The following is a 21330-nucleotide window of genomic DNA, read 5'->3' on the forward strand; positions in this document are numbered from 1 at the left end:
CAAACAGAAGTTCAAGTTATCTAACCGACACGGGAGATACACGAGAGGAGGATCAGTAAGAACGATGAATGAGGCTTTTTTTTCAATATTGAACCTGTTGCTATTTTGGCTGATGTGGTTTTACCTATGGAGACCTTATAGATTGGATTCTTTGCGTGAGGATCTATTCTCAATTCGAGATACCCTATTTGATCAAGCTTTGAACAAGAAAATATCCTTTGAAGATCCTCTTTATAAAGAAATTGCAATGCTCTTCAACGGAACAATCCGTTATGCCCACCGCATTAGCTTTACCAGTTCCGTGCTTTTTAGGCTACGCGTAGCAGAGAAATATCCTAAGCTGAAGGTCGAAAGTCGTCTGTACGTCAGCATCCGAGATAAAATTACGAACCTGCAAGATAGTAAACTAAGGGCAATTTTTAAGGAGATGCTTCGGGACTATGAGGTCAGTGTAGTGAGATATATGATCTCTACTTCCTCGAGTCTGATCATTTTCTCTATCATATCGGTTGGATATTACTTTCTACTTTTCGTCGTGCAAAAAGGCGTCCGTCAATTAAAAGAAGGATTTCAAGTTGCAAAGAACCATACTCGCCGCCTATTAAGAGAACAAGTGAAAGACGCCGAATACCAAGTATATATCGGCATACAAGACAAACCTAGAACAGTTTGCTGAAATAAACGATCAGGAAAGACTTTAAATATTAACGAGGAGTCCCAAGGACTTCTATAGTATCTTTATAGAACTGTTTCATTCTTTGGAAAGCGGCCTCGGGGAGCTTTCTCTCCTGGTCGTTATTCAGGTACTTTTTCACAGGAAGAAGTCGAAATTTGGATCTGGTCCCAGTTCGATCTATATAGACCCAAAGAGGTTCATAACCTATATCAGAAATATTTAATTTATCTCCGTCCTTGGAAAGAGAAAATCTCAGGATAATCCCTCCGTCCACATATCTTCTGTCCTGGCCGGAAATGAAATTCCCCAGAGAATAGATAAAAAATCTCTCTTTCTCTATCCCGAATTTGTCTTTTAAAGTCTTTTTTCCGAATCTTTGGAGAGTATGAGGATGTCCTCCCAAAACGATATCTGCTCCCGATTGGAAGGCAAAGTCCACCATCTCCACTTGGAAAGGGTCCGGTTCGTGCAAATATTCCGTACCATAATGATACATGACTATAATAGCGTCCGGTTTGGACTTCTTCGCAAGCGCGATATCAGAAGCGATCAGATCCTTATCGATGAGATTGATCACCGTTCCTGCTGGGATTTCCAAACCGTTCGTTCCGTAGGTATAATCCAAGAAAACCAAGGACAGATCTCCTACAGAAACCTTTAATATTCTATTTTTTGTATATTCCTCTTGGTCCTTGTACGTTCCCAAATGTCTCAAGCCGAGTTGATCCAAAACGGAAAGAGTGCGAACCACTCCGATCTTTCCCTTATCGCAGGAATGATTGTTTGCGGTAGATAGAACATCGAAACCGATATCCTTTATCGCTTTAGCCAAAGAATCCGGGGCTCCGAACTGAGGATAGCCGGAATACATCTTAGGATCCCCAGGAAGGGTTGTTTCCAAATTCCCAACGGCAAGGTCCGCTTCCGAGATCATAGGAGCGACTTCATCGAACACTCCGGAAAAATCCCAACAATCGCATCCCTTATCGTACGCGGAATCGATCTGTGTCTGGTGGGACATGATATCCCCCACGGCAACGATCCTCACAGGCTCACTGGGAGAGCCAAATCGGACATTCTGAGGAGAACAAGGAACGGAAAGCAGAAGCATCCCGAAACAGAGGATCGTCTTTTGGAATTTTATATTTTTATAAAATAGATCTCTCATTTCGGGTCTAGGTTCTCTCCATTTATGATTTCGCCGGCTTTCGGCGCAGCAAATCGGCCGATTTAAACAGTCGCCTTAGGCGCTAGCTAAGTAACTATTTACTTAGCCGGCTTTTGATTCGCTGCAGTTGCCTCGGTTTGCTTATTCGCATTGCCCGTCTCATTTTGCTTATTTGTTTCTGCAGGAAGCGCCTCGATCGTAGAGAATCCTTTCACCCCAGGAGTACGAGCTCTCAGGATCAGGGTCGTATACACCGGATTCAACTTAGTCAACCATACTTTAAAATTATCTAATGATTGCACATTATAATGAAACGGATATTCTTTCGGGAACATCTCTCCATCAGGGAATCCATAGATCTTCGCTCCCTTAGTAAGTGTCCTCACTACGATACTCTTGGAATCTCCGTACAAATTCAGGAAATTGCTCTTCATTCCGTCAGGATATCTGAAATATTCTTCCGCATTGGAAGTGTAAAGAATTCGGACCGGGATCCCTAACTCCTTCGCTTTTTCGGAAACGGAATGTAGAGTCTTGTCTCCGAGTAGATTCCCATCCACGGCTAGAATTCTACCTTCTAAGACCATATTTCTCAAAAACTCATAGTCTTTCGGATCGTTATGGAAGGAGGTAAAGTTCGGGTATACCTTGGAGATCTTAGGCAAGTCTCCCAATCTTTGAGCCACTCCTCCCTTACGAAGAGAGATCTCATAGGATTTCAAGATGACTTGGTATTCAGGATCTGTAGAGAACCTCTTTTCCAAGAGAGCGAGAGTTTCTTTTTTATTCTTCGGATCCCAGAGTTTTGCGAACTCCGCATAATTCGGAGCCAATTCCAGAAAATATAAATGAATTCGGTTAATAGAAACCGTTACTGGATCGAAATCGGAAAGATATGCATAATCGCTCTTTGCCCATGCGACCAATGTCAGATTCTGGTCTGTACCTACCCCGACATAGCCTCCACCTAAGCCTTCTACCCTGGATTTGAATAGATCCAACCTTCTCTCATTGGATGCAGGATAATGTTCCGCGTGAAGATGACGGTCCGCAGGAGGAGGATCCGTTTGTTTTAGGATCAGATCCTCAGCATCGATGGATCCTCTCCTTCTAGAAGAACCATCCGCGCTGGGCAAACTGGAACAGGATTGTAAATAAAGTACCGAGCCTAATAATAAGATAGCAATCCGGAAAACCGTTCTTTCTTTTCGAATCTTTTGTAAAGCGACCACTCTGTTCTTTCTTCTTATATGGATTTCCCGTGTATCTCTTAAGTGCTTCCGGGAAAAAGCCCTTGGAAACAGAACTTACAGAGTGGGCCTTATACGGGAAGAACTTTACGGGGTAGAACTTGCGTAGATTTTCTTTAAGTCAGCCGCTATATTCTTCTGCATCGCCTCGTTGGTCCCGCCTCCGATCGATAGAAGAATAGCATCTCTATGCAATCTTTCTACCGGATACTCTCTGCAATAACCATAGCCGCCTAATACTTGTATTGCGTTTCTAGAAACTCTCTCCGCCATCTGGGTCGCTACCAACTTAGCGGAAGCAGCACCCAAGGAGTTTCGATTCTCCGGATGGATCTGAGAAGCCACATCATATACGAGAGCTCTAGCTGCTTGGTAATCCGCATAGGATTCTGCGAGAAGTCTTTGGACCTGGCCGAATTCGATCAACTTCTTATCGAATGCCTCTCTATGTAGAATAGAGTATTCACACATAACGTCGATGCAACGCTTTGCAATCCCTAAAGATTGAGCGGCCAAAGTCACTCTTTCTATCTCCAGGTTTCGCATCATGTGAGTAAGAGCTCCGTCTTCTTTTCCGATAAGGTTCTCCGCTGGGATCTCTACGTTCTCGAATATAAGTTGCGTTGTAGGAGAAGAGCGCATTCCCATCTTCTCTTCTTTTTTACCGAAGCTGAAACCGGGATAACTGCTCTCTACGATAAAGGAAGTGGTCCTTCTGGAATCCTTATGGGTCTTTGCATATATCAGAAAGACCTGTCCAACGATCCCGTTGGTGATGAATTGCTTGCGACCGTTCAGTACATACTTATCGCCTTTGCGGACGGCTACACTTCCCATTCCAAGTACATCCGTGCCCGCGCCTGGCTCAGTCATTCCCATTCCTCCGATCCATTCACCTGATAAGACTTTGGGCAAATACTGGGCTCTTTGAGAAGGATTTCCACTGTGGTAGAAATTGTTTACGAATAGGACTTCGTGAGCTAGATACGAAAGAGTGAATCCGGGATCGTACGCGGAAAATTCCTCGTGAATGATCACACTTGCAACCGGATCCAGTCCCATTCCTCCGTTTTCCTGGGGAACAGTGACTCCAAAGATGCCTAGTTCGGCTCCCAAACGACGGAATAATTCTCTGTTAAACGTTTCTTCATCGTCGTGGTCCTTGGCCTGTAAGTCCAAGTTTTCCTTTGCAAACGCACTCACGTTCTCTCTTAACGCGAGATGATCCTCTGTAGGATTGTATAAATCGATCTTTCTCTCTTGGATTCCCTTCATTCTAAGCCTCTACTAGATAACAACTTAAGTGTTTTTAAATGAGTCGAAAAAAGCAACCAGTTACCGGGTCCTATTTTACATCGTTTTCATTCTGAGATCTTTCTTTTTTATATTCTTCTCGTAACAAACCATGTTCGCCGCATTCGTTCTTTAATTCTTGACCGGATCCGATCCATACCCGAACTTTCTTTTGAGCCTGGGATCCGAATTCGTTTCATATTGCAGAAGGAATCGACTTGGTAATTTTTTTCTTTGTATCCGCTCTTATCCTTACCTACCTGATCTCCGTCTTTCTCTTTCACAAAGGACACGTCTTTTCCCTGGAGAGAAACAGTATTGCAATCTCTCTTGCAGTCCTGATCCATGGGGTCCTAGCCTTTCTCTTGGTCCTTTTAGGGATCTATAAACTCGCCTATGTAATTTATATTATTCTAATATTTTCCGGAGCGATCTTCGCTTACCTGTTGATCGCTCGAAAAAACCCTCTTCTTTTTCCTTTAGAGGGGAAGGATCCGAAATCCAAACCGATCTATAGAATCCTATTTTGGATCTTAATTCTGTGTGGCTTCGTATTGTATTTCTTCTTTCCTACGGAATACATCAAGGGGGACAGGGACCAAGGAGTGTATCTGGTATTCGCGAGCCAGATCCAAAAAACAGGAGGCCTGGAATTTTCGGACCCGCACTTTTTAGAGCTCTCTTCTATCTTGGGAGAAGCGATCGTATTCGGATACCCTGCCATCGAAGCGGACCAATCTGCACCAAAGACGGAGATAAATCTTTCTCCTAGGTTCTTCGCACTCTATCCCTCTTTTCTAGCGATCGCTTTGGATCTCTTCGGAGTGGAAGGAGCCTTTCGGGTAAATGGGATCTTCGGGATCTTGTTCCTATTTTTTGTTTTTCTTCATACTAAGAGGATTATAGGAGCAAGAGGAGCCATCGTAGCGGTCTTCTTTGGTTCCTTAAATGCCGCCCAGATCTGGAACCTGAGGACCACACTCTCCGAACCACTGGGGCAGTTTCTTCTTATCTTCTCCCTATATCTCGCGCAGTCTAATTTTGAAAGAAAGAATGTACTCAGAATGCTATTTGCAGGAGCCATCCTGGGGCTTAGCAGTTTCAATCGGATCGACAGTCTCATCTATTTACCTGCGATCTCTTTCTTAGTCTGCTATTTACTATTGATCCACCGAAAGTACGCTATCTCCGGGATCGCATTTCTACTTGGATTTTCCCTTATGGCCGTCTTAGGGATCCTATACGGATACTTTTATTCAAAGCCATATCTGATCGATCTCTGGGAAAGAGGCCCTCTTTTAAAGCTCAGCCTTCTCTGCATTCTTTCTTTGGTATCGACAGGGATCGTATACGTATTCTCTCATTCTTCCGTCGGAAAAAAGATCCTGCACTTATTCAGGACATTTTTACAAGCGCAAAGGGGTCCATTGCGAATCCTTCTGGCAATCTCCCTATTTGCTTGGATCGGTTTTGCTTATTTCCTGAGACCAAGATTAGGGATCACAGAAACTCTATCTGAGGGGCTCCTATTCCAAAAGAATTCCTTTCTATGCTTCTTGTTTTACGTTCCTGTGATCTTGGTACTGTTTGCAGTGCAAGGATTCGATACTCTGCTCTTTCGCAGAAGGAATTTGAGTTCTATTTTCTTTCTGTTTATCGGTTTCTTTTTATTGATCGTGTACTTGTACGAACCGAGTATTCATCCGGATCATTTCTGGGCGTCTAGAAGATGGATGCTATTCCCGATACCATTTGCGATCCTCATGGGGATCATAGGGCTCAATACATTCCCCGTATCCAAACCGATCTGGAAGAACGCACTTATATTCACTGTGATCTCCAGTAATATCTACAGTCTCTATATTCACGACTCTTTGTTCATTTCAGAGAGGATGCTTTCCGGATATGCAAAAGAATATGAGCGACTGGGCTCTTCCTTACCCCAAAAAAACGCATTATATTTTACTAAAAGACAGGATCTTGCTAGTCCACTTCGTTATTTGGAAGAAAAAGATACCTATCTGATCTCTAATACGAATGGATTTCTCCCCAAGGTCCTTCCACTCTTGGAAACTGGAAAAGAGATCTATCTCATCGATGAAGATCCGCAACTAGAGAGCCCGGGCCTTTCCTTGCAGAAGGTGGATCATATTCTTCTCTCCGGTAATTTTCCGATAGAGAGCATCAATCGTTATCCGGATATGTTGTTAGAGAGAACCTCTCTGCTACAAGTATATCGGATCACGAAGAATACGTCCCCTTCTTCTCGATATTCTAAAGAACATACGGTTCGGATATCCGGCCTGGACCGTTCCTATTCGATCCGGATCACTAAATCGACTAGTACAGGTCGTTTTTCCGGCTGGGAAGAAGTGATCGGTTATGATAAACATCTCCCCGCAAATCCGAAAGGAAGATATAGGCTAGAGTTTTCCGGCGAATTTCTCTCCGAGTCTGCCTTCAGTTTGGTGGCAGGAGATAAGGGCAGTCAGGTCCTTCTACCCGAAACCCAGGGAGAAGGTGACAATGAGAACCGGAAGGTTGAGTTTTTTCTGGAGAACGATGGGACAGACCAGATCCAGATCCGTTTTCATAGAAAGAAGCAAAGTAGATCCAATGTAAAGTTTGTAACTCTGTCTAAAATCCTCTGAAAGGAATCCGGCTGGACAGATCCCAAAGGCCTAGCAATCTTCTATCATGCTGTATTCTGTCGTATTAACTTTGATTTGCCTCGTAAGTTTAGTATTAGGGCTCCGAGGTTTGGGGAATTCCTCTAAAAACCTGGATGCGATCCGGGGAGCAATCGAAGGATCGATCTCTTCTCCCTTGCTCAAAACCTCTTGGATCTGGTTTGTTTTTCTAGTTTCTTTCTTTCTCTTACCGTTTTTTTGGGGGCTTACCCTATTCATAAAAACGGATGCGAATGTGGTAGTGATCATTTTCGGAATCGTTTGGATCTATTTCTGGAGTAGAACACTCATTCTGTTCCGATAAGGTAGATTTCCCGAAATACCGCCAAAAAAGTAGTTTGCATTCAAGCTTTTCAGAAATTTCGTGTTTATAGCCCTATTTATTTGGAGAACGAAAGTTCATGAAGATCATCGTTTTAGTGAAACAAGTACCTGACACCGAAACGAATATCAAAGTCGGGGACAAGTCCATCAACGAAACCGGAATTAAATGGATTATCTCTCCGTACGACGAATTCGCAATTGAAGAAGGACTTAGATTACGCGAGAAAAACGGAGGAGAGGTGATTGCTGTATCTCTCGGACCGGACCGCGTGCAAGAGTCTTTACGCCAAGCTTATGCTATGGGAGCAGACCGTGCCGTTCAGATCAAAGTGGACAATTACGTTCCATTCGATACGACTCTGACCTCGGAACTGATCGCTAACTTCGCAAAATCAGAAAACGCAGACGTTATTATCGGCGGACGCCAATCCATCGACAGCGACAGCTCACAAGTAGTTGTTCAAGTTGCTGAGGCTCTTGGTATCGCTCATATCGCTTTCGCAGTAAGTTTAGAAATCAGCGGAACCGCAGTGAAATCCACTAAAGAAGTGGAAGGTGGAACTCAAGTTGTTGAGACCAGCCTGCCTGTCGCTATCACAGCTCAAAAAGGATTAAACGAACCTCGTTATCCGAACCTGAAAGGTTTGATGGCTGCTAAGAAGAAGCCGATCGAAACCAAAACTCCTGCCGACCTAGGCAACCCTACTAGCAAGATCGAAGTCGTTGGACTGGAGCCACCTCCACCACGTATTCCTGGTCGTAAGCTGGAAGCGGCTGACGCAAAAGGTTTCGCAGAGCAACTCGTTAAAGCTCTTCGCGAAGAAGCTAAGGTTATCTAAGGAGAACACCCGTGAGCAACGTATTAATCGTAGGCGAACTCAAAAACGGAGAACTCAAAAAGATCTCCAAAGAAATCACTTCCGCGGGCCGCAAGATCGCAGACGCTCTCGGAGGAAAAGTTACCGCTCTTTTGATCGGATCCGGAGTTGAAAAATTCGCAGGAGACCTGGGAGCAGTAGGCGCAGACAGCGTAGTAACCGTTAACGCAGGCGACTTCAATGCTGAGACTTGGGCAAATCTGGTTGCAGGAGTGATCAAGGACAAGAATCCATCTGTGGTTCTTCTTCCTCACACTTCTCAAGGAAAAGATTATTCCCCAAGAGTGGCAGTGAAAGCTGGCGCAGGGATCGTAGCCGACGTAGTCGGTCTTTCCGTAGACGGAGGAAAAGTCGTAGCTAAGAAGCCGATCTACTCCGGAAAAGCATACGGTAATTTCAAAGTTACTAGCCCAGTCGCTATCTTCACCGTTCGTCCGAACTCTCAAGAAGTAGTTCAGAAAGCGGGAGGAGGCGCAGTAGAAGCTGCAAGCCCAGCAGCAGGCGACGCAAAAGTTAAGATCGTATCTTCCGACCTAAGCGGTGGGAACAAGGTCCAATTGGCAGAAGCTTCTATCATCGTGTCCGGCGGACGCGGTATCAAAGGACCAGAAAACTGGCCAGTTCTCCAAGGATTGGCAGATGTTCTTGGCGCAGCTTTGGGAGCTTCTCGTGCAGCAGTCGATGCTGGCTGGATCCCTCATAGCCACCAAGTTGGTCAGACTGGAAAAACCGTTTCCCCGAACTGCTATATCGCATGCGGAATCTCCGGAGCGATCCAGCACTTGGCCGGAATGGGCTCTTCTAAGTACATCGTAGCTATAAACAAGGACGGAGACGCTCCGATCTTCAAAGTTGCTACCTACGGAGTCGTGGGAGATCTTTTCGAAGTCGTGCCAGCTCTTACCGACGAGTTTAAAAAAGTACTTGGATAATTTCGTCTAATGAAGCCATAGTAGGAACGATTATGGCTTCATCCAAGGGTATCTTATCCTTTATGGGTGCCGCAGTTCTATTGGTCTGCGGCACTTCTATTTTATCCGATCCAGGTAGGGATCGACTCAATTCAGTCATCGGAAAGATGAATGAGATCAGTAGTTTTCGGGCCAGCATTACCATTAATAACGAGCTGACCGGAACCCTTTCTTATAAAAAACCCAATCAGATCCATGTAAAATTCTCCGACGGAAGAGTGATTGCTTCCAACGGACGATATCTCTGGTTTTATTCCCCTTCCAGAGGGATTGTAGGTAAGCAGGACGTAAAAGGACTGACTGGTGGAATGGCCGGACTATTATCCGGTTACGAAGAAGTGACGCCAGTCGGCGGTTCTATCCGTCTAAAATCCAATAACCGGACGTACGAGGAAATCGTGGTCACATTGGGACCCGATAATACTCCCAGGACTCTTAGAATGAAAAATAAGGGAAGCGGCGAATATACCTCCGTAAGCTTTTCCGGCGTGCAAACGAATGTTGGTCTTTCTGCATCACTCTTCAATTTCGGAGCTCCTTCGAACGCACAAATTGTGGAGAACCCTCTGAACGAAAGGGAGTAAGTCTTGTCAAATTCACGTACAGACGCCCATAAGACCTTCGCAGATCTCTATCGCAAATCCCGTTCTGCGGAACACCAACAGAAGATAGACGAAGTCATACAAAAATCCAACGACATCTTTATCAGGATCGATCTGATGAAGAAGGTCGACGAGGAATTCGAGCAGAAGAAAAGAGAAGAGAACAATAACAAGAAACCGGAAGAAGAAGACAAATCTTCCAGAACTTCTGCAGGCTCTTCTTCCGCAAAGACCCCACCTAAGCCAGTCAAGAGACAAACGACGGATGCCGGACCTGGACTCGGATTCTTGGCAAACCTCTTCGGTGGAAATGCGAATATCACCAAATTCGCAAAAGAAACCGGAACCGTCGAAGTAGGATTCTTAGGAAGGAATTCCAAGATCGCCCCCTCGGTCGAAAGGATCTTTAAGGCCCTAAAAGAGGATCAGATCATCTCCACTCTGCAGGCGCTTCGTTTAGCGGAAAGCCAAGGCTGGCGACACTGGAGACCTTTAGTATATAATGTTGTTCTAAATTTTAATAAGTTTTTCAATAATTTCATTTCTCTGGACTCCTTATTCATCGACGAGATCTCCCCGGAGATCTTCCTCAATCGTTCCTTGAAGATGCAGATGTACTATGCTCGTCATCTCTCCCGTAGCGATGCCAGAGAGATCATTCTAGGCAATGTCCCAGAGCTTGTAAAGAAGGACGAGAAACTCTCCGTGAAACTTCCCTCTATCATTTCGGGCCTAAATTACGGACTGAACCTGGAGAACGGAAGACCGAAATTGACGGATGCTATTCGAGCCTTCTACGTAGTTTCCAATAAGAAAGTGATCACCTGGGATGAGATCCTAGATTCCCTGAATGTCCCTCCGATCAACGAGACCAAGTTCCAGGGTGCTCCGGATATCACGAAGGAAGTGGATACAACTCTCATCAAATTATCGGACGATATCCAAACGAGGACGAACAAGAAGGAAGAGCTTCATGGGCTCAGACAACGTTACTTTAAAATAGATGAGAACGGAAAGATCTCTTTCGATTTCTTGAACGGCGTGGTGGACGATTATTTCGCTCATCATATGCCGGAGAATATGAACTCGGCCGCATTCAAGTCTTCTTACAAGGGAATGCCTCATAAACTGATCCATATTCTTCTTCGGGACTTTCAATCCTGCTATACTCCTATTTTAGAAGGAACGGTCAAGATCGGGACCAAGAACCATAATAGGGACGTTCTCGTGATCCAACCCGGTCTATTCAAAACGGAGATCGAGGAGATCAATAATCTACTTCGCCAATTGGATGCGTTCAACAAGAAGTATCCGAGCTTTCAGTATACATTCACGAACTTCAACCAGAACACAAGCGGCGGGAACACAGTAGAAGACCAGATCACTGTCAACCTGCTTCGACTTCTCTCAGAGGCTTCCGCATTCATGGGCAAATTCGCCGAGAAGATCAACGTTCTCGTGGAAAACCATCTTCTTGCAAAGGATTATGAAGCCAAAGGTCAATTGAACGAGAGAGTGCTGGCTTCTAAAGAGAAGGTCATCGAAGAAGTGAAGGTGCTCCACAGGTTCCTTCCTTATTACGATTCTTCCATGGTTTCCGGCAATCGTCTGAACGGAAAAACACTCGAATACGTTTTTGTGGACATGGCCCAGTTATTATTCAATTACGCGGTGATCTATAAGGATAAATTTACCGTGAACAAACTTACCGCGCACAGAAAACTAGACGCGGAACTCACTGCACTCAAAGCGGAGTATGAACGTCTATCCGGTAAGACTTTTGACGATCCGCAAAGCAAAATGAACTCCTCGGAGGTACAATGAGGATATTAACCGGGGTACAACCCTCTGGTAAATTGCATTTAGGCAATTATTTCTCCGTCATACGTAAGTTAGTCGAATACCAAAATAATGTGGATCTATTCTGTTTCGTGGCGGATATGCACGCGTTGACCACATTCACTTCTGCAAAGAACCAAACCGAGAACACATACGACGCTGTCTGCGATTTCCTAGCGCTGGGGATCGATCCGGACAAATGCACCTTTTGGATCCAATCCGAAGTTCCCGAAGTTACAGAGCTAACCTGGTACTTAAGCATGTCCATTACTGTTCCTAAACTGGAACTGGCTCATTCTTATAAGGATAAGGTTGCAAAAGGGATTACACCTAGCGGCGGACTTTTCTTTTATCCGGTGTTAATGGCTGCGGATATTTTGGCCTTCGATAGCGATCGGGTTCCTGTTGGAAAGGACCAAAAGCAACATTTGGAATATACCAGGGATATCGCAGAACGTTTCAACGCTCAGTACGGCGATACATTCAAACTCCCCGAGCCTGAGATAGACGAGGAGACCGCTATCGTCCCAGGTGTCGACGGAGCGAAGATGTCTAAGTCTTACGGAAACACGATCAATTTCTTTGACGACGAAAAGAAGCTGAAGAAATCCGTGATGGGGATCGTAACCGATTCCGCCGGAGTGGATGAAGCAAAGGATTATGAGAAAAGTGTAATATATGCCATCCATTCTCTCTTCTTAGATGCGCAAGGGAAGAAGGATCTACAATCCAGATTTTCTACGCCGGGAACCGGATATGGGGATCTAAAAAAAGCTCTCTTGGAGAATATCCTAGATTACTTCGGCCCATATCGCAAAGAAAGGGAAAAGATTGCCGCCGATCCAGCATTTGTTCGTTCCGTAATGAAGAAGGGTTCGGAAAAAGCGAGATCTACATCTTCCCAGATACTAGATCGGGTCCGTGGAAAATTGGGGATCGGCCTCTCTCGGATCTAAACCCTCCATTTTTTAATCCGCGGAATTAAAATTCCGCGAGCAATCCTTTCTATTCCCGACAAGCCCAGATATGGGCCTGTCCTTAGAAAAGCATTATAGAGAATGGATCCCCGCTTCCTTATTTTCTTATTTTCTGGCCGGGATCCTATCCGGTTGTTTTTTAGAGAATTTTTATCCGGATCTTACTCTGGTCTGGATCTCCGTACATGCAATTATTATAATATTTCTTTCTCTCCGAGAGAGAAAAAGCAAAAAGATCCTCTTCCTTTCCTGGGGGACGATCTTTTTCCTATTCTTAGCCGTTTGCGGATATACGAAACGATCTGCACCCTTCTTGTCCGAATCCCAAATCTGGAAGAAGGGTTTTCAATCCAAGATCGAAACGCTTTTGGATGAGGCAAATATCCAGAACGAGGCGAGAGAAATTTCCTTAGGACTGGTTCTAGGAGATGCGAAAAACCTCAGCAAGGACTTCAAGAAAAAGGCTAAAGAAGGAGGGATCTTACATTTATTCGCAGCATCCGGTCTTCATCTAGGAATATTGATTGGCTGTTTGTTCTCCCTCTTCAAACGAATGCCATTCTTAGGATATTCCCTACCTAGAATATTGCCAGTTCTATTAGGATTTCTTTATTTAGCTATGTTAGGGTTTCCGATCTCCCTAGCCAGAGCCTGGGTCTTTTCTACTTGGATCTTATTACAATCCTTGCTGTTTAGAAGATCCAGACCCACGGATCTTTTGCTCATTTCGGCGGGGATATTGTATCTCTGGGATCCGGATCGATCCTTCGGAGTTTCTTTCCTACTTTCCTTCGGAGCAGTCGCGGGCATCCTACTCTTACTTCCTAGTCTGAAGCATTGTTTACCGAAAATCCCGGAAGAGAAAACGATCTTAAGCAGATTTTTAGGATTCTGGAGAGAAAATCTAGCTGTCTCCACAGCGGCAGGTTTGGGGACCCTACCTAGTCTCATCTACTATTTCGGATCTTACAGCTTTGGTTCCTTGGGTCTAAATCTGATCTTGGTCCCGGTTTGCGGGATCTTATTACCTCTATTATATTTTTCTTTATTACTCCAAGCTTGTTCCCTTTCTATTCTTGCAAAGCCGATCTGGCAGATCGTTGTATCTCTTCTGGAATTCTTAGAGAGGACCACCCTATTCTGGAGTGAGCTGGATTTGAGCCTGGTCCACTATTACCGAGGAAAAACGAAATTCTTTGCCTTAGGGATCTGGACGCTATTCTTACTCTTCTTGTTCTTGTGGAAATGGATCGGAGCACCCCAGGAAGAAGAAGATGTCGAATTAGATCTAACCCTATCCGAAACAGATCCTTTCGTAAAGCGACGCGGAGCCGCAAGTCTTAGTAAAAATCGAATTCAGGACCGGACGATCCCTAAGTTCAATAGAGTCTGTCTTTCTCACTCCTCATTTCCAGCAGTTCTTCGAAAAAGGATTTGGATCCTTGGATTTGCATTTTGCTTCTTCTTCCAAGTAACGCTCGCCAGATCTTCCTATTGGATCGAGATCCCTCCAGTGTTCTTCGGAGACAAATTCAGTTTTGTACTACAAGAAGAAAGAAAGCTCTCTCTGATCGGTAAATGCAAGTATAGCTCCAAAATATTCTACAGGTCCTTTGGAAGAGATCCTGAATTGTTCTGCGGAGACCATTTAAATACAAGAGAGATCTATATAGAGCACGAATCCTGTCTCCAATGGATCTCGGAATGCGTACGCAGAAGAAAGGATCTCAGCCTCAAATACGGAGGAAAAGATAAACCGAAGATAGCGGGTTTTGAAAATTGGATCCGCGTACCCAAAGCGAAGGAGTTCTCCTTGCCCACCCCCGCAAAAAAAATGATCCGATTCGAAGTAGGAAAGGACTCCTTGATCGAATTGGGTAAAAGTACCAAAGCAGGCTCCGGGATCATCCTACTCCTACCCAGATTCAATATCCCGGAAGATCCGAGGCAATGGAACCGAGTGAGAAAACAGCTTGGAATCGGCCCCGGCTGGAAGTTTATTGGAAGCGATGAGCTCCCCGGAATACCCGTTTTATAAACCAACCGCTATCCGGGAATTCCTCTCTCAAAGATCCTCCGCTCCTCTCAAGAAATGGGGCCAAAATTTTCTGATCGATCCGAATGCTATCCGCACATTATTCCAAAGTGCAGATGAGAAGGCCTTGTCCAATTCGGAACTTGTGATCGAGATCGGTCCAGGCCTGGGAGCCCTTTCCCATCTTTTAGCCGGATTAAATAAAAAGCTCAGATTGTACGAGATCGATCCCGTATATTACGAATGGTTGAAGGAGTTCCTCCCGGAGACAGAGATCATTTTAGGGGACGCGAGAGAGACCCTTCCCCGATCGGAAACCCGGACCTGCTTTTTATTCGGAAATCTTCCTTACTATATCACTTCAGAACTCATACTACTCTCTTTGGAAAGATTGGAACGATTACAGGGAGCAGTCTTCTTGGTGCAAAAAGAATTCGCACAAAGGATCACGCAAGAAATCTCTTCTCTCTCTATCTATGCCGGTGCCTACGGAGTTTTTCAAAGTAAGAAGACGATCAAGGCAGGATGTTTTTACCCTCCGCCAAATGTGGATTCGAGTATCCTTACCTATTCTTCTAATAAACGTTTTCAGAAGAAGGAATCCTTTCTCGTTTTAGAGCTACTTTGTCGTACCGTTTTTTGGGGTAAGAGAAAGAAGATCGGTTCTTCCTTAAAGGAAGCTCCATTACATTCTTTCTATCCTCAAGGGCTTCCCTTTTCCCTTTCTGAAGAAGTCTTAAGACAAAAATTGAAACTCTCTTTAGAGTCCACCGGGCTTTCCTTCGACAAACGACCGGAAGAATTATTAGCCGAAGACTTTTACAAGATAGCAGACCAATTCCAACTTCCGTAATATGTAAAATGATCCGCACTTAAAAATGAGGAATGTAATCTACCCGATTATGGATCAATACACTTCTTTTTTTCTTTAGAAAATTAAAAATGAGTTGATTATTGGACCATTCGGTCCAATAATCAGGCCGGTGAGCACTGGTCGACCCATTGAATATGATAGAGAACATTCTCTTCAAAAAGCCTTAGAATTGTTTTGGCGTAATGGATACAAGGGTACTAATCTCAAAGATCTTTGCGATGAAACCGGACTTTCCAAGAGTAGTCTTTATTCTGTTTTCGGGGACAAGCATCAAATCTTCTTACTTAGTATTCAGACTTATAGTGACGGTCTTTTAGACGAACTTCTACTAGAATATGGAAGTAGCAAATCTCCTTTGCGATTCATTGAGAAAGTACTTCTCGATCTTGCCGAAGAAGCAAGCCCAGGAAAAGACCGAAAAGGCTGCCTCGTCATGAATTCGGCGACTGAATTTGCGCAAACCGATCCTCAAGTTGCCAAAATCGTAGGAAATACCCTCCGAAAAATGACCTCTATATTCGAGGATGCTGTGAAATCGGGACAAGAAAGTTCAGATATAAATAAGAACGTCGAACCGCATCCGACAGCTCTCTTTCTCGTGAATTCAATCGCAGGAATGAAAACGATGGTAAAGGCAGGTCATCCAAAAAAAGAATTACTCGAAATAGCGAAATCCGTTATGAAGCATTTGTAATTTTTTACGCAATTATGGACCGATTGGTCCATAATAAATTAAGAAAGGAATTCCAATGAAAACTTACTTATTAGTTCATGGGGCTTGGCATGGTGCTTGGGCATGGGAAGAAACGAAACAAATCTTAGAAGCACATGGGCATAAAGTTTTTACGATCGATTTGCCCGGGCATGGACAAGATAATACGCCGATTCCGAAAATTACTTTTCGCGGGTATGTCGACTCAGTACGATCTAAGCTAGCGGGAATCGCAAATAAAACGATTTTAGTCGGACATAGTTTAGCTGGAGCGATTATATCTCAAGTCGCCGAAGAAGAATCAGACAAAATAGAAAGCCTAGTGTTTGTCGCCGCTTTTATATTAAATCAAAATGAAAGCGTGCTCGATATCATGAAATCAGATGATGAAGGCAGTCTATTACCCGCTTTAATTTTTTCGGCAGATCAAACTTCTGCGACAATCTCCGAAGAAACGTTGAAATCGATCGTATACAACGGTGGGACCAAAGACCAGATCGAAGCTGCAGCTCCGAAATTAAAAGCTCAAGCGACAGAACCTTTCTTTGCCAACACCAATACAACGGATGCCAATTTTGGGCGGATCCCGAAATTGTATATCGAATGTACTTTGGATAAAATTCTATCGTTAAACATGCAACGTACGATAGAACGAAAGTTTCATTGTAAGACATTAGCAACTCTTTCCACCGGACACGTTCCGCTAATTACTGCTCCGAATCAACTAGCTGAGGCTCTCTTAATGGCCTAAATATAATGTTACTTGCGGATAGGTAGATATTATGCTTATCTCAGATATGTTCGAAATGAATAGCTTAGCTAATAAAAAACATTAGCTAAGCTATGTTCCGAATTTGTTTACCGGTATCTCTCCCGATCTCTTTGTTTCTTCATTCTCTTCTGCTCCTTATGGATGGATTTCCATTTCGCTTTTTCCGCAAGTTGCTGAGAAGAATTCGGATTGCTCAAATTTACGATCCTTTGCATTTCCCTCTGCAATTTCTGAAAGCTCCGGAATCTTTCGTAGGAGATCTTGCCTTCTTCCAACGCTTCCTGAACCGCGCATCCTGGCTCGGAAGAATGAGAACAATCCTGAAATTTACAAAGGCCTGCCGATTCAAAGATCTCGGGAAAGGTTTCCTCTAGTCCGGAACCGTCTGACCAGAGTTGGATCTCTCTCATTCCCGGAGTGTCCAGGATCCAAAGTCCCGATCTCAATTCAAACATCCAACGATTCGTGGTAGTGTGCTTTCCCTTTGAATCGGAAACCCTTACCTCTTGCACGGATCGGATCTCCTTTCCTAATAAGGAATTCAGAAGAGAAGATTTCCCTACTCCAGAGGATCCGATAAAAGCAAAAACTCCATCTTCCTCCCAATAGGGTAACAGCTCTTGCAATCCTTCTCCGTTAAATGTGGAGATCGCATGGACGGGAACGCCCGGACAGGACTCTCGAACCAAACGGATCTTTTCATCTAGCTCTAGTTGATTTTCTGAATATAGATCACTCTTCGTTAAGATGATACACGGAGAAGCTCCGCTTTCCCAAAGCTGAACCAAGGTCCTTTCCAAACGCCTTGGTTGAAAGTCCCCATCCAATCCCTGTAAAAGAAAGATCCTGTCCATATTCGCAGCGATTGGATCCGGTCTTTGGATCTCTCCTTTTGATTTACGGACGAGCAAGCTTCTGCGGGGAAGTATCTGATGTATCAGAAATTCGTTTTCATCTAACTGAGTGATCAGTACCCAGTCACCTGCTACGGGAATGTCCAAACTGGAAAGCGCTCCGTACCTCAAGCTTCCGGTTAAGATCCCGCTTCCTTCTTTTAAATCCTGCCTAAGCCAAAATTCTCGGCCTTGTTCGCCGATGACTCTAGCAGCTAACGCATTCGAGATCCCGGATCTGGAAACGATCCCTCGAAATTCTTTTTCTCTATCCGCATCCCAGGCGGATAGAGGCTCATTTTGTTTTTGATTCATTGATCTTGCCTGCCCTGTCTCAGGGCATTCGTATTCAAGACACGTATGTCTTTAACCTCTCTGGGAGGCGCCTTTTAGGAAAAGGTTTTAGGCGTTCAGGCAATCATAGACGGCGTTTCTTCTAAACTAGAAGAAAGAAAATCAAATGTAAAGTCCTTTTAGGGTTTTCAGCCCCTTTTCTCTTCTCAAAATGTTCCGTAACAAACGCAACTTCTGCGGATCTCCCTTTTGCAGACTTGAAGAAAAGGAAACTGATCATACTATGCCTTCCGATCCTAAAAAAGTGAATAGCCTGATAGATACCGCATACGCCTATTATTTTCATCGCACAAATCGACTTCTGCATCTGCATTTCACCAAGCTAATGGCGGACCATACGACGGATCTCACCGTAGAGCAATGGTTTCTATTAAATCGCTTATCGAACGGGAAATCAGTCTCTCAAACGGATCTGGTAGATAAGACTTTTAAGGATAGGCCGAATATTACCAGGCTTCTGGACGGATTAGAGAAGAAGAGCTTAGTCTCTCGGAAAGACGACCCGAACGATCGGCGAAAATTCACTGTAAGCATTACGAAGGCAGGCAAGTCCCTTTTGGACAAGACCATTCCAATCATGTTAGAAGCTAGAAAGGCAGTTTACAAAGGCCTAAACCAGGAAGACCTGGAATCCCTAAAGGCAATCTCCGAAAAGATCGAATCGAATATCCTACAGGGCTGGGATTGGCCCGAATCTACCTAAAATAAACCCTTCCGAAAACGGGATCTTAGAAGGTAGGATCTCGTTTTTTTTGTTGCATAGGCAATAATTGCCTATATAATAAAATCTCCAAGGAGCGAATAGAAAATGATTCATTCAGGCGAACCTGCTAGGGATTTTGAATATAAAGATTTGGATGGGAACTCCCATAGACTTTCGGAACTAAAGGGGAAGAAGATACTCCTCTCTTTTCTGCGAAACGGAGCCTGTGCCCTCTGCAATCTAAGAGTTCATTCCATGATCAAAAACTATCCGGAACTGAATGGTCTGGATATTCTTGCGATCTTCGAATCCAAGAAGGAAGATATGCTTCCCTACGTTGGCCAACAAAAGCCTCCGTTCGCACTGATCCCCGATCCGGAGGCCGGTATCTATTCCCTATATGATGTCGAAGTTTCTCAGGAGAAGGTACAGAGTTCGATGGATTCTGCCGTCGTACATGGAAGGGTACAGGAAGCGAGCGCAGTCGGGTTTTCTTTAACCCCCCAAGAAGGATCGAATTTCTTCAGAATGCCTGCGGATTTTCTGATCGATGAGGACTTTAAGATCCACAAGGCGTTTTACAGCTCCCTAATAGGGGATCATATTGATCTGGAAGAGATTAAGGATTGGTCCAAAACCGTTCGAGTAGTCTAAACCTACAATAGAGGCAGTTCGACTTTTAATACCAAACAGAGGGCAATTCGATATTCAGCATTATAAAATCATAATGCTGAATATTAGCCCTGTCTTTGAAATGCTTTGTATTCCTGGATGACTTGTTTTCCGAAATCCATCCATTCCTCGTCCTTTTTAAAACCGAAATGTTGGAGCACTTCCCAGTGGATTGCGGCAGGATCCGCTTTCCCGTCATGGCAATCTATGATCCAGTCGGATAAATAGACTGCGAATACTACGTCCCTGGATTCTTTCTTAGCCATCAGTGGTCTATGATGGTATTCTGCGGCGACTCGGATCGTATCGGAGAAATTCCATTTCTCACAGATCATTCCACCGAGAGAAGTATGAGTGATCCCTAAAGCCGCCTCCTCAAGACCAAGAGAAGAAGGAAGCAGTTTCTTTCCGGTAAGATCGGTCAACTTGGCAATTGTGTCTCCCTCTAAAGAAAGTAGAAGCACCAGCCCAATATTATGCAATAATGCGGCGCATACAAGATTCGTAAGGAAGGTCTTCTTCCAGCCCATTCTTTCCCCGAGCCTGCGACAGATATAAGCGGAAAGACTGGACGTTTCCCAGATCTGCTCAAACTCCTTATACCTTTCTTCGAGTATCTTCTTCGTTCCGAGGCTAAGAAGAATATTATTTAATTCTGATAGACCGATCAGCTTGATCGCATCTTCCAATGTTTCGACTTTTCTCCCTTGAGCAAAGGAAGCCGAATTAGCCAGCTTTAAGATATTAGTGGATAAGGAAACATCCTTTGTGACCGACTCTGTGATCTGCTGGATAGATGAATCGGGTTTATTGATCAGACTCATGATCTGATTCAAGTTCTCCGGAAAAGTAGGAAGCCTGTCTATCTCAGCGATGATCTCCACAGTTTTCTGGTAGGAAACGTTGCGATGTTTGAAGTCCAGAGGGATCTTGATATAGGCTGAGGTCACTCCCTCTTCTGCGAGTAGCTTATAGCAGTCTGCGTCTATTCCTTCGTTCTTGAGCATCAGAAGGGACATGGCAAGACCGAGTCCGGCTCCTTCGGAATCGTCCGCGTGATCTGCAAAAACCTCCCCTAAGTCGTTGTATTCCTTACTCTTTCCGATCCGGTTCTCCACACGTTTCAACTCTTCCGGAATAATAGGAGCGTTATTAGAGACCCTCATTAGAAAACTATTACGATTGAATGCCAAGGTGATCAGACAATGGAAATTGACCTTTTCCAATAGGGCCGCGTATCTCTCTTTGTCCTTGATCATTTCTTTTTTGAAATTCTCCATCCCTCGAACATAATCGTCCGGGTTCGAGATATTCAGGTTATTCTCGGCGAAGAAGATCCTCTTTGAGTTTGCCTTAACGGCGTTCATTGCGCTTTCTCTCAGGATAGAAAAAACGGATTCTTTCAGGGAAATCGCATCCAGATAAACCAGGTACCTGTCTAACAAAACGTTTAATAGTTTATCAACATTCTTGTTTAAGGTGGTGAAACGGATATAGAGAGGATTTAGCTTTTCAATGCGTTCATTTATGTTACGAACGCTCAGATAGTATCCTTCCTTTTCGAAATGGTACCAGTTTATATTCATCTTGGTTCGGCGGAAGGGCCAGCTATATCCTACTCTTGAGGAGGTTTTGTCAACCCTAGAT

19 protein-coding genes are annotated in these 21330 nt (G+C 44.3%); 14 read left to right on the forward strand and 5 right to left on the reverse strand.

Going from position 1 to position 21330, the window contains the following annotated elements; genetic code table 11:
* Window positions 1-247: 247 nt before the first annotated feature.
* Window positions 248-676 carry a hypothetical protein gene (locus EHO57_RS10360; RefSeq protein WP_135645020.1) on the forward strand — a complete coding sequence of 143 codons (429 nt, stop codon included), beginning with the start codon at window positions 248-250 and terminating at the stop codon, window positions 674-676.
* 28 nt (window positions 677-704) lie between these two features.
* Here EHO57_RS10360 and EHO57_RS10365 read toward each other — a convergent pair whose 3' ends face one another.
* The 3 genes from EHO57_RS10365 to EHO57_RS10375 form a co-directional block, all read right to left on the reverse strand.
* Entirely contained in the window at window positions 705-1844 is a 1140-nt protein-coding gene (locus EHO57_RS10365) for a CapA family protein (RefSeq protein ID WP_246050640.1), read from the reverse strand.
* A 98-nt stretch (window positions 1845-1942) separates the two neighbouring features.
* On the reverse strand, window positions 1943-3094 hold the full coding sequence (locus EHO57_RS10370) for an LIC_10091 family lipoprotein (RefSeq protein ID WP_476737816.1): 1152 nt from the start codon (window positions 3092-3094) through the stop codon (window positions 1943-1945).
* Between the two features lie 87 nt (window positions 3095-3181).
* Complete coding sequence (locus EHO57_RS10375) at window positions 3182-4369, reverse strand: acyl-CoA dehydrogenase family protein (protein ID WP_135645018.1); 1188 nt, start codon at window positions 4367-4369, stop codon at window positions 3182-3184.
* A gap of 236 nt (window positions 4370-4605) precedes the next feature.
* Here EHO57_RS10375 and EHO57_RS10380 point away from each other — a divergent pair, with 236 nt between their 5' ends.
* The 11 genes from EHO57_RS10380 (at window position 4606) to EHO57_RS10430 (ending at window position 17040) form a co-directional block, all read left to right on the forward strand.
* Window positions 4606-7038: a hypothetical protein gene (locus tag EHO57_RS10380; RefSeq protein ID WP_135645016.1), complete on the forward strand. Its 2433-nt coding sequence runs from the start codon at window positions 4606-4608 to the stop codon at window positions 7036-7038.
* Between the two features lie 46 nt (window positions 7039-7084).
* Window positions 7085-7381, forward strand: coding sequence for an LIC10362 family protein (locus EHO57_RS10385; RefSeq protein ID WP_135645014.1), 297 nt, complete (start codon window positions 7085-7087; stop codon window positions 7379-7381).
* A gap of 97 nt (window positions 7382-7478) precedes the next feature.
* Window positions 7479-8240, forward strand: coding sequence for an electron transfer flavoprotein subunit beta/FixA family protein (locus EHO57_RS10390; protein ID WP_135645012.1), 762 nt, complete (start codon window positions 7479-7481; stop codon window positions 8238-8240).
* Between the two features lie 11 nt (window positions 8241-8251).
* Window positions 8252-9211, forward strand: a complete 960-nt coding sequence (locus tag EHO57_RS10395; protein WP_135645010.1) for an electron transfer flavoprotein subunit alpha/FixB family protein — start codon at window positions 8252-8254, stop codon at window positions 9209-9211.
* A gap of 32 nt (window positions 9212-9243) precedes the next feature.
* Complete coding sequence (locus tag EHO57_RS10400) at window positions 9244-9834, forward strand: LolA family protein (RefSeq protein WP_135645009.1); 591 nt, start codon at window positions 9244-9246, stop codon at window positions 9832-9834.
* Between the two features lie 3 nt (window positions 9835-9837).
* On the forward strand, window positions 9838-11676 hold the full coding sequence (locus EHO57_RS10405; RefSeq protein ID WP_135645007.1) for a hypothetical protein: 1839 nt from the start codon (window positions 9838-9840) through the stop codon (window positions 11674-11676).
* A complete protein-coding gene (trpS, locus tag EHO57_RS10410; protein WP_135645006.1) occupies window positions 11673-12647 on the forward strand; it encodes a tryptophan--tRNA ligase in 975 nt (324 codons plus the stop codon). The genes EHO57_RS10405 and trpS overlap by 4 nt, the downstream gene beginning before the upstream one ends.
* Before the next feature lie 70 nt (window positions 12648-12717).
* Complete coding sequence (locus tag EHO57_RS10415) at window positions 12718-14706, forward strand: ComEC/Rec2 family competence protein (protein WP_135645004.1); 1989 nt, start codon at window positions 12718-12720, stop codon at window positions 14704-14706.
* Entirely contained in the window at window positions 14678-15556 is an 879-nt protein-coding gene (gene rsmA / locus EHO57_RS10420; RefSeq protein ID WP_167882273.1) for a 16S rRNA (adenine(1518)-N(6)/adenine(1519)-N(6))-dimethyltransferase RsmA, read from the forward strand. Before EHO57_RS10415 ends, rsmA begins: the two co-directional genes overlap by 29 nt.
* Before the next feature lie 130 nt (window positions 15557-15686).
* Window positions 15687-16271 (forward strand): TetR/AcrR family transcriptional regulator, encoded by a 585-nt coding sequence (locus EHO57_RS10425; RefSeq protein WP_281283385.1) that lies wholly within the window; start codon window positions 15687-15689, stop codon window positions 16269-16271.
* Between the two features lie 55 nt (window positions 16272-16326).
* The gene (locus tag EHO57_RS10430) at window positions 16327-17040 is read left to right on the forward strand and encodes an alpha/beta fold hydrolase (protein WP_135645000.1); all 714 of its coding nucleotides are present in this window, start codon (window positions 16327-16329) and stop codon (window positions 17038-17040) included.
* Window positions 17041-17147: 107 nt separating this feature from the next.
* Here the strand turns inward: EHO57_RS10430 and rsgA are convergent, their stop codons facing one another.
* Window positions 17148-18269 (reverse strand): ribosome small subunit-dependent GTPase A, encoded by a 1122-nt coding sequence (gene rsgA, locus EHO57_RS10435; protein WP_135644998.1) that lies wholly within the window; start codon window positions 18267-18269, stop codon window positions 17148-17150.
* Between the two features lie 262 nt (window positions 18270-18531).
* On the opposite strand from rsgA, the gene EHO57_RS10440 reads away from it, so the two are divergent.
* Both EHO57_RS10440 and EHO57_RS10445 read left to right on the forward strand, forming a co-directional pair.
* Window positions 18532-19011 (forward strand): MarR family winged helix-turn-helix transcriptional regulator, encoded by a 480-nt coding sequence (locus EHO57_RS10440; protein WP_135644996.1) that lies wholly within the window; start codon window positions 18532-18534, stop codon window positions 19009-19011.
* Between the two features lie 105 nt (window positions 19012-19116).
* Window positions 19117-19665, forward strand: a complete 549-nt coding sequence (locus tag EHO57_RS10445; protein ID WP_135644994.1) for a peroxiredoxin family protein — start codon at window positions 19117-19119, stop codon at window positions 19663-19665.
* Between the two features lie 83 nt (window positions 19666-19748).
* On the opposite strand, the gene EHO57_RS10450 is transcribed toward EHO57_RS10445, so the two are convergent.
* Window positions 19749-21269, reverse strand: a complete 1521-nt coding sequence (locus tag EHO57_RS10450; protein ID WP_135644992.1) for an HDOD domain-containing protein — start codon at window positions 21267-21269, stop codon at window positions 19749-19751.
* Window positions 21270-21330: the final 61 nt, after the last annotated feature.

The organism is Leptospira langatensis, assembly GCF_004770615.1.
Lineage (GTDB): Bacteria > Spirochaetota > Leptospiria > Leptospirales > Leptospiraceae > Leptospira_B > Leptospira_B langatensis.

Coding starts and splice junctions, on each gene's coding strand:
- EHO57_RS10365 (WP_246050640.1), bottom strand. CDS start 1,844: ATGAGAGATCTATTTTATAAAAATATAAAATTCCAAAAGACGATCCTC.
- trpS (WP_135645006.1), top strand. CDS start 11,673: ATGAGGATATTAACCGGGGTACAACCCTCTGGTAAATTGCATTTAGGC.
- EHO57_RS10450 (WP_135644992.1), bottom strand. CDS start 21,269: ATGAATATAAACTGGTACCATTTCGAAAAGGAAGGATACTATCTGAGC.
- EHO57_RS10385 (WP_135645014.1), top strand. CDS start 7,085: ATGCTGTATTCTGTCGTATTAACTTTGATTTGCCTCGTAAGTTTAGTA.
- EHO57_RS10415 (WP_135645004.1), top strand. CDS start 12,718: ATGGGCCTGTCCTTAGAAAAGCATTATAGAGAATGGATCCCCGCTTCC.
- EHO57_RS10375 (WP_135645018.1), bottom strand. CDS start 4,369: ATGAAGGGAATCCAAGAGAGAAAGATCGATTTATACAATCCTACAGAG.
- EHO57_RS10430 (WP_135645000.1), top strand. CDS start 16,327: ATGAAAACTTACTTATTAGTTCATGGGGCTTGGCATGGTGCTTGGGCA.
- rsmA (WP_167882273.1), top strand. CDS start 14,678: ATGAGCTCCCCGGAATACCCGTTTTATAAACCAACCGCTATCCGGGAA.
- EHO57_RS10400 (WP_135645009.1), top strand. CDS start 9,244: ATGGCTTCATCCAAGGGTATCTTATCCTTTATGGGTGCCGCAGTTCTA.
- EHO57_RS10440 (WP_135644996.1), top strand. CDS start 18,532: ATGCCTTCCGATCCTAAAAAAGTGAATAGCCTGATAGATACCGCATAC.
- rsgA (WP_135644998.1), bottom strand. CDS start 18,269: ATGAATCAAAAACAAAATGAGCCTCTATCCGCCTGGGATGCGGATAGA.
- EHO57_RS10445 (WP_135644994.1), top strand. CDS start 19,117: ATGATTCATTCAGGCGAACCTGCTAGGGATTTTGAATATAAAGATTTG.
- EHO57_RS10390 (WP_135645012.1), top strand. CDS start 7,479: ATGAAGATCATCGTTTTAGTGAAACAAGTACCTGACACCGAAACGAAT.
- EHO57_RS10360 (WP_135645020.1), top strand. CDS start 248: ATGCTCTTCAACGGAACAATCCGTTATGCCCACCGCATTAGCTTTACC.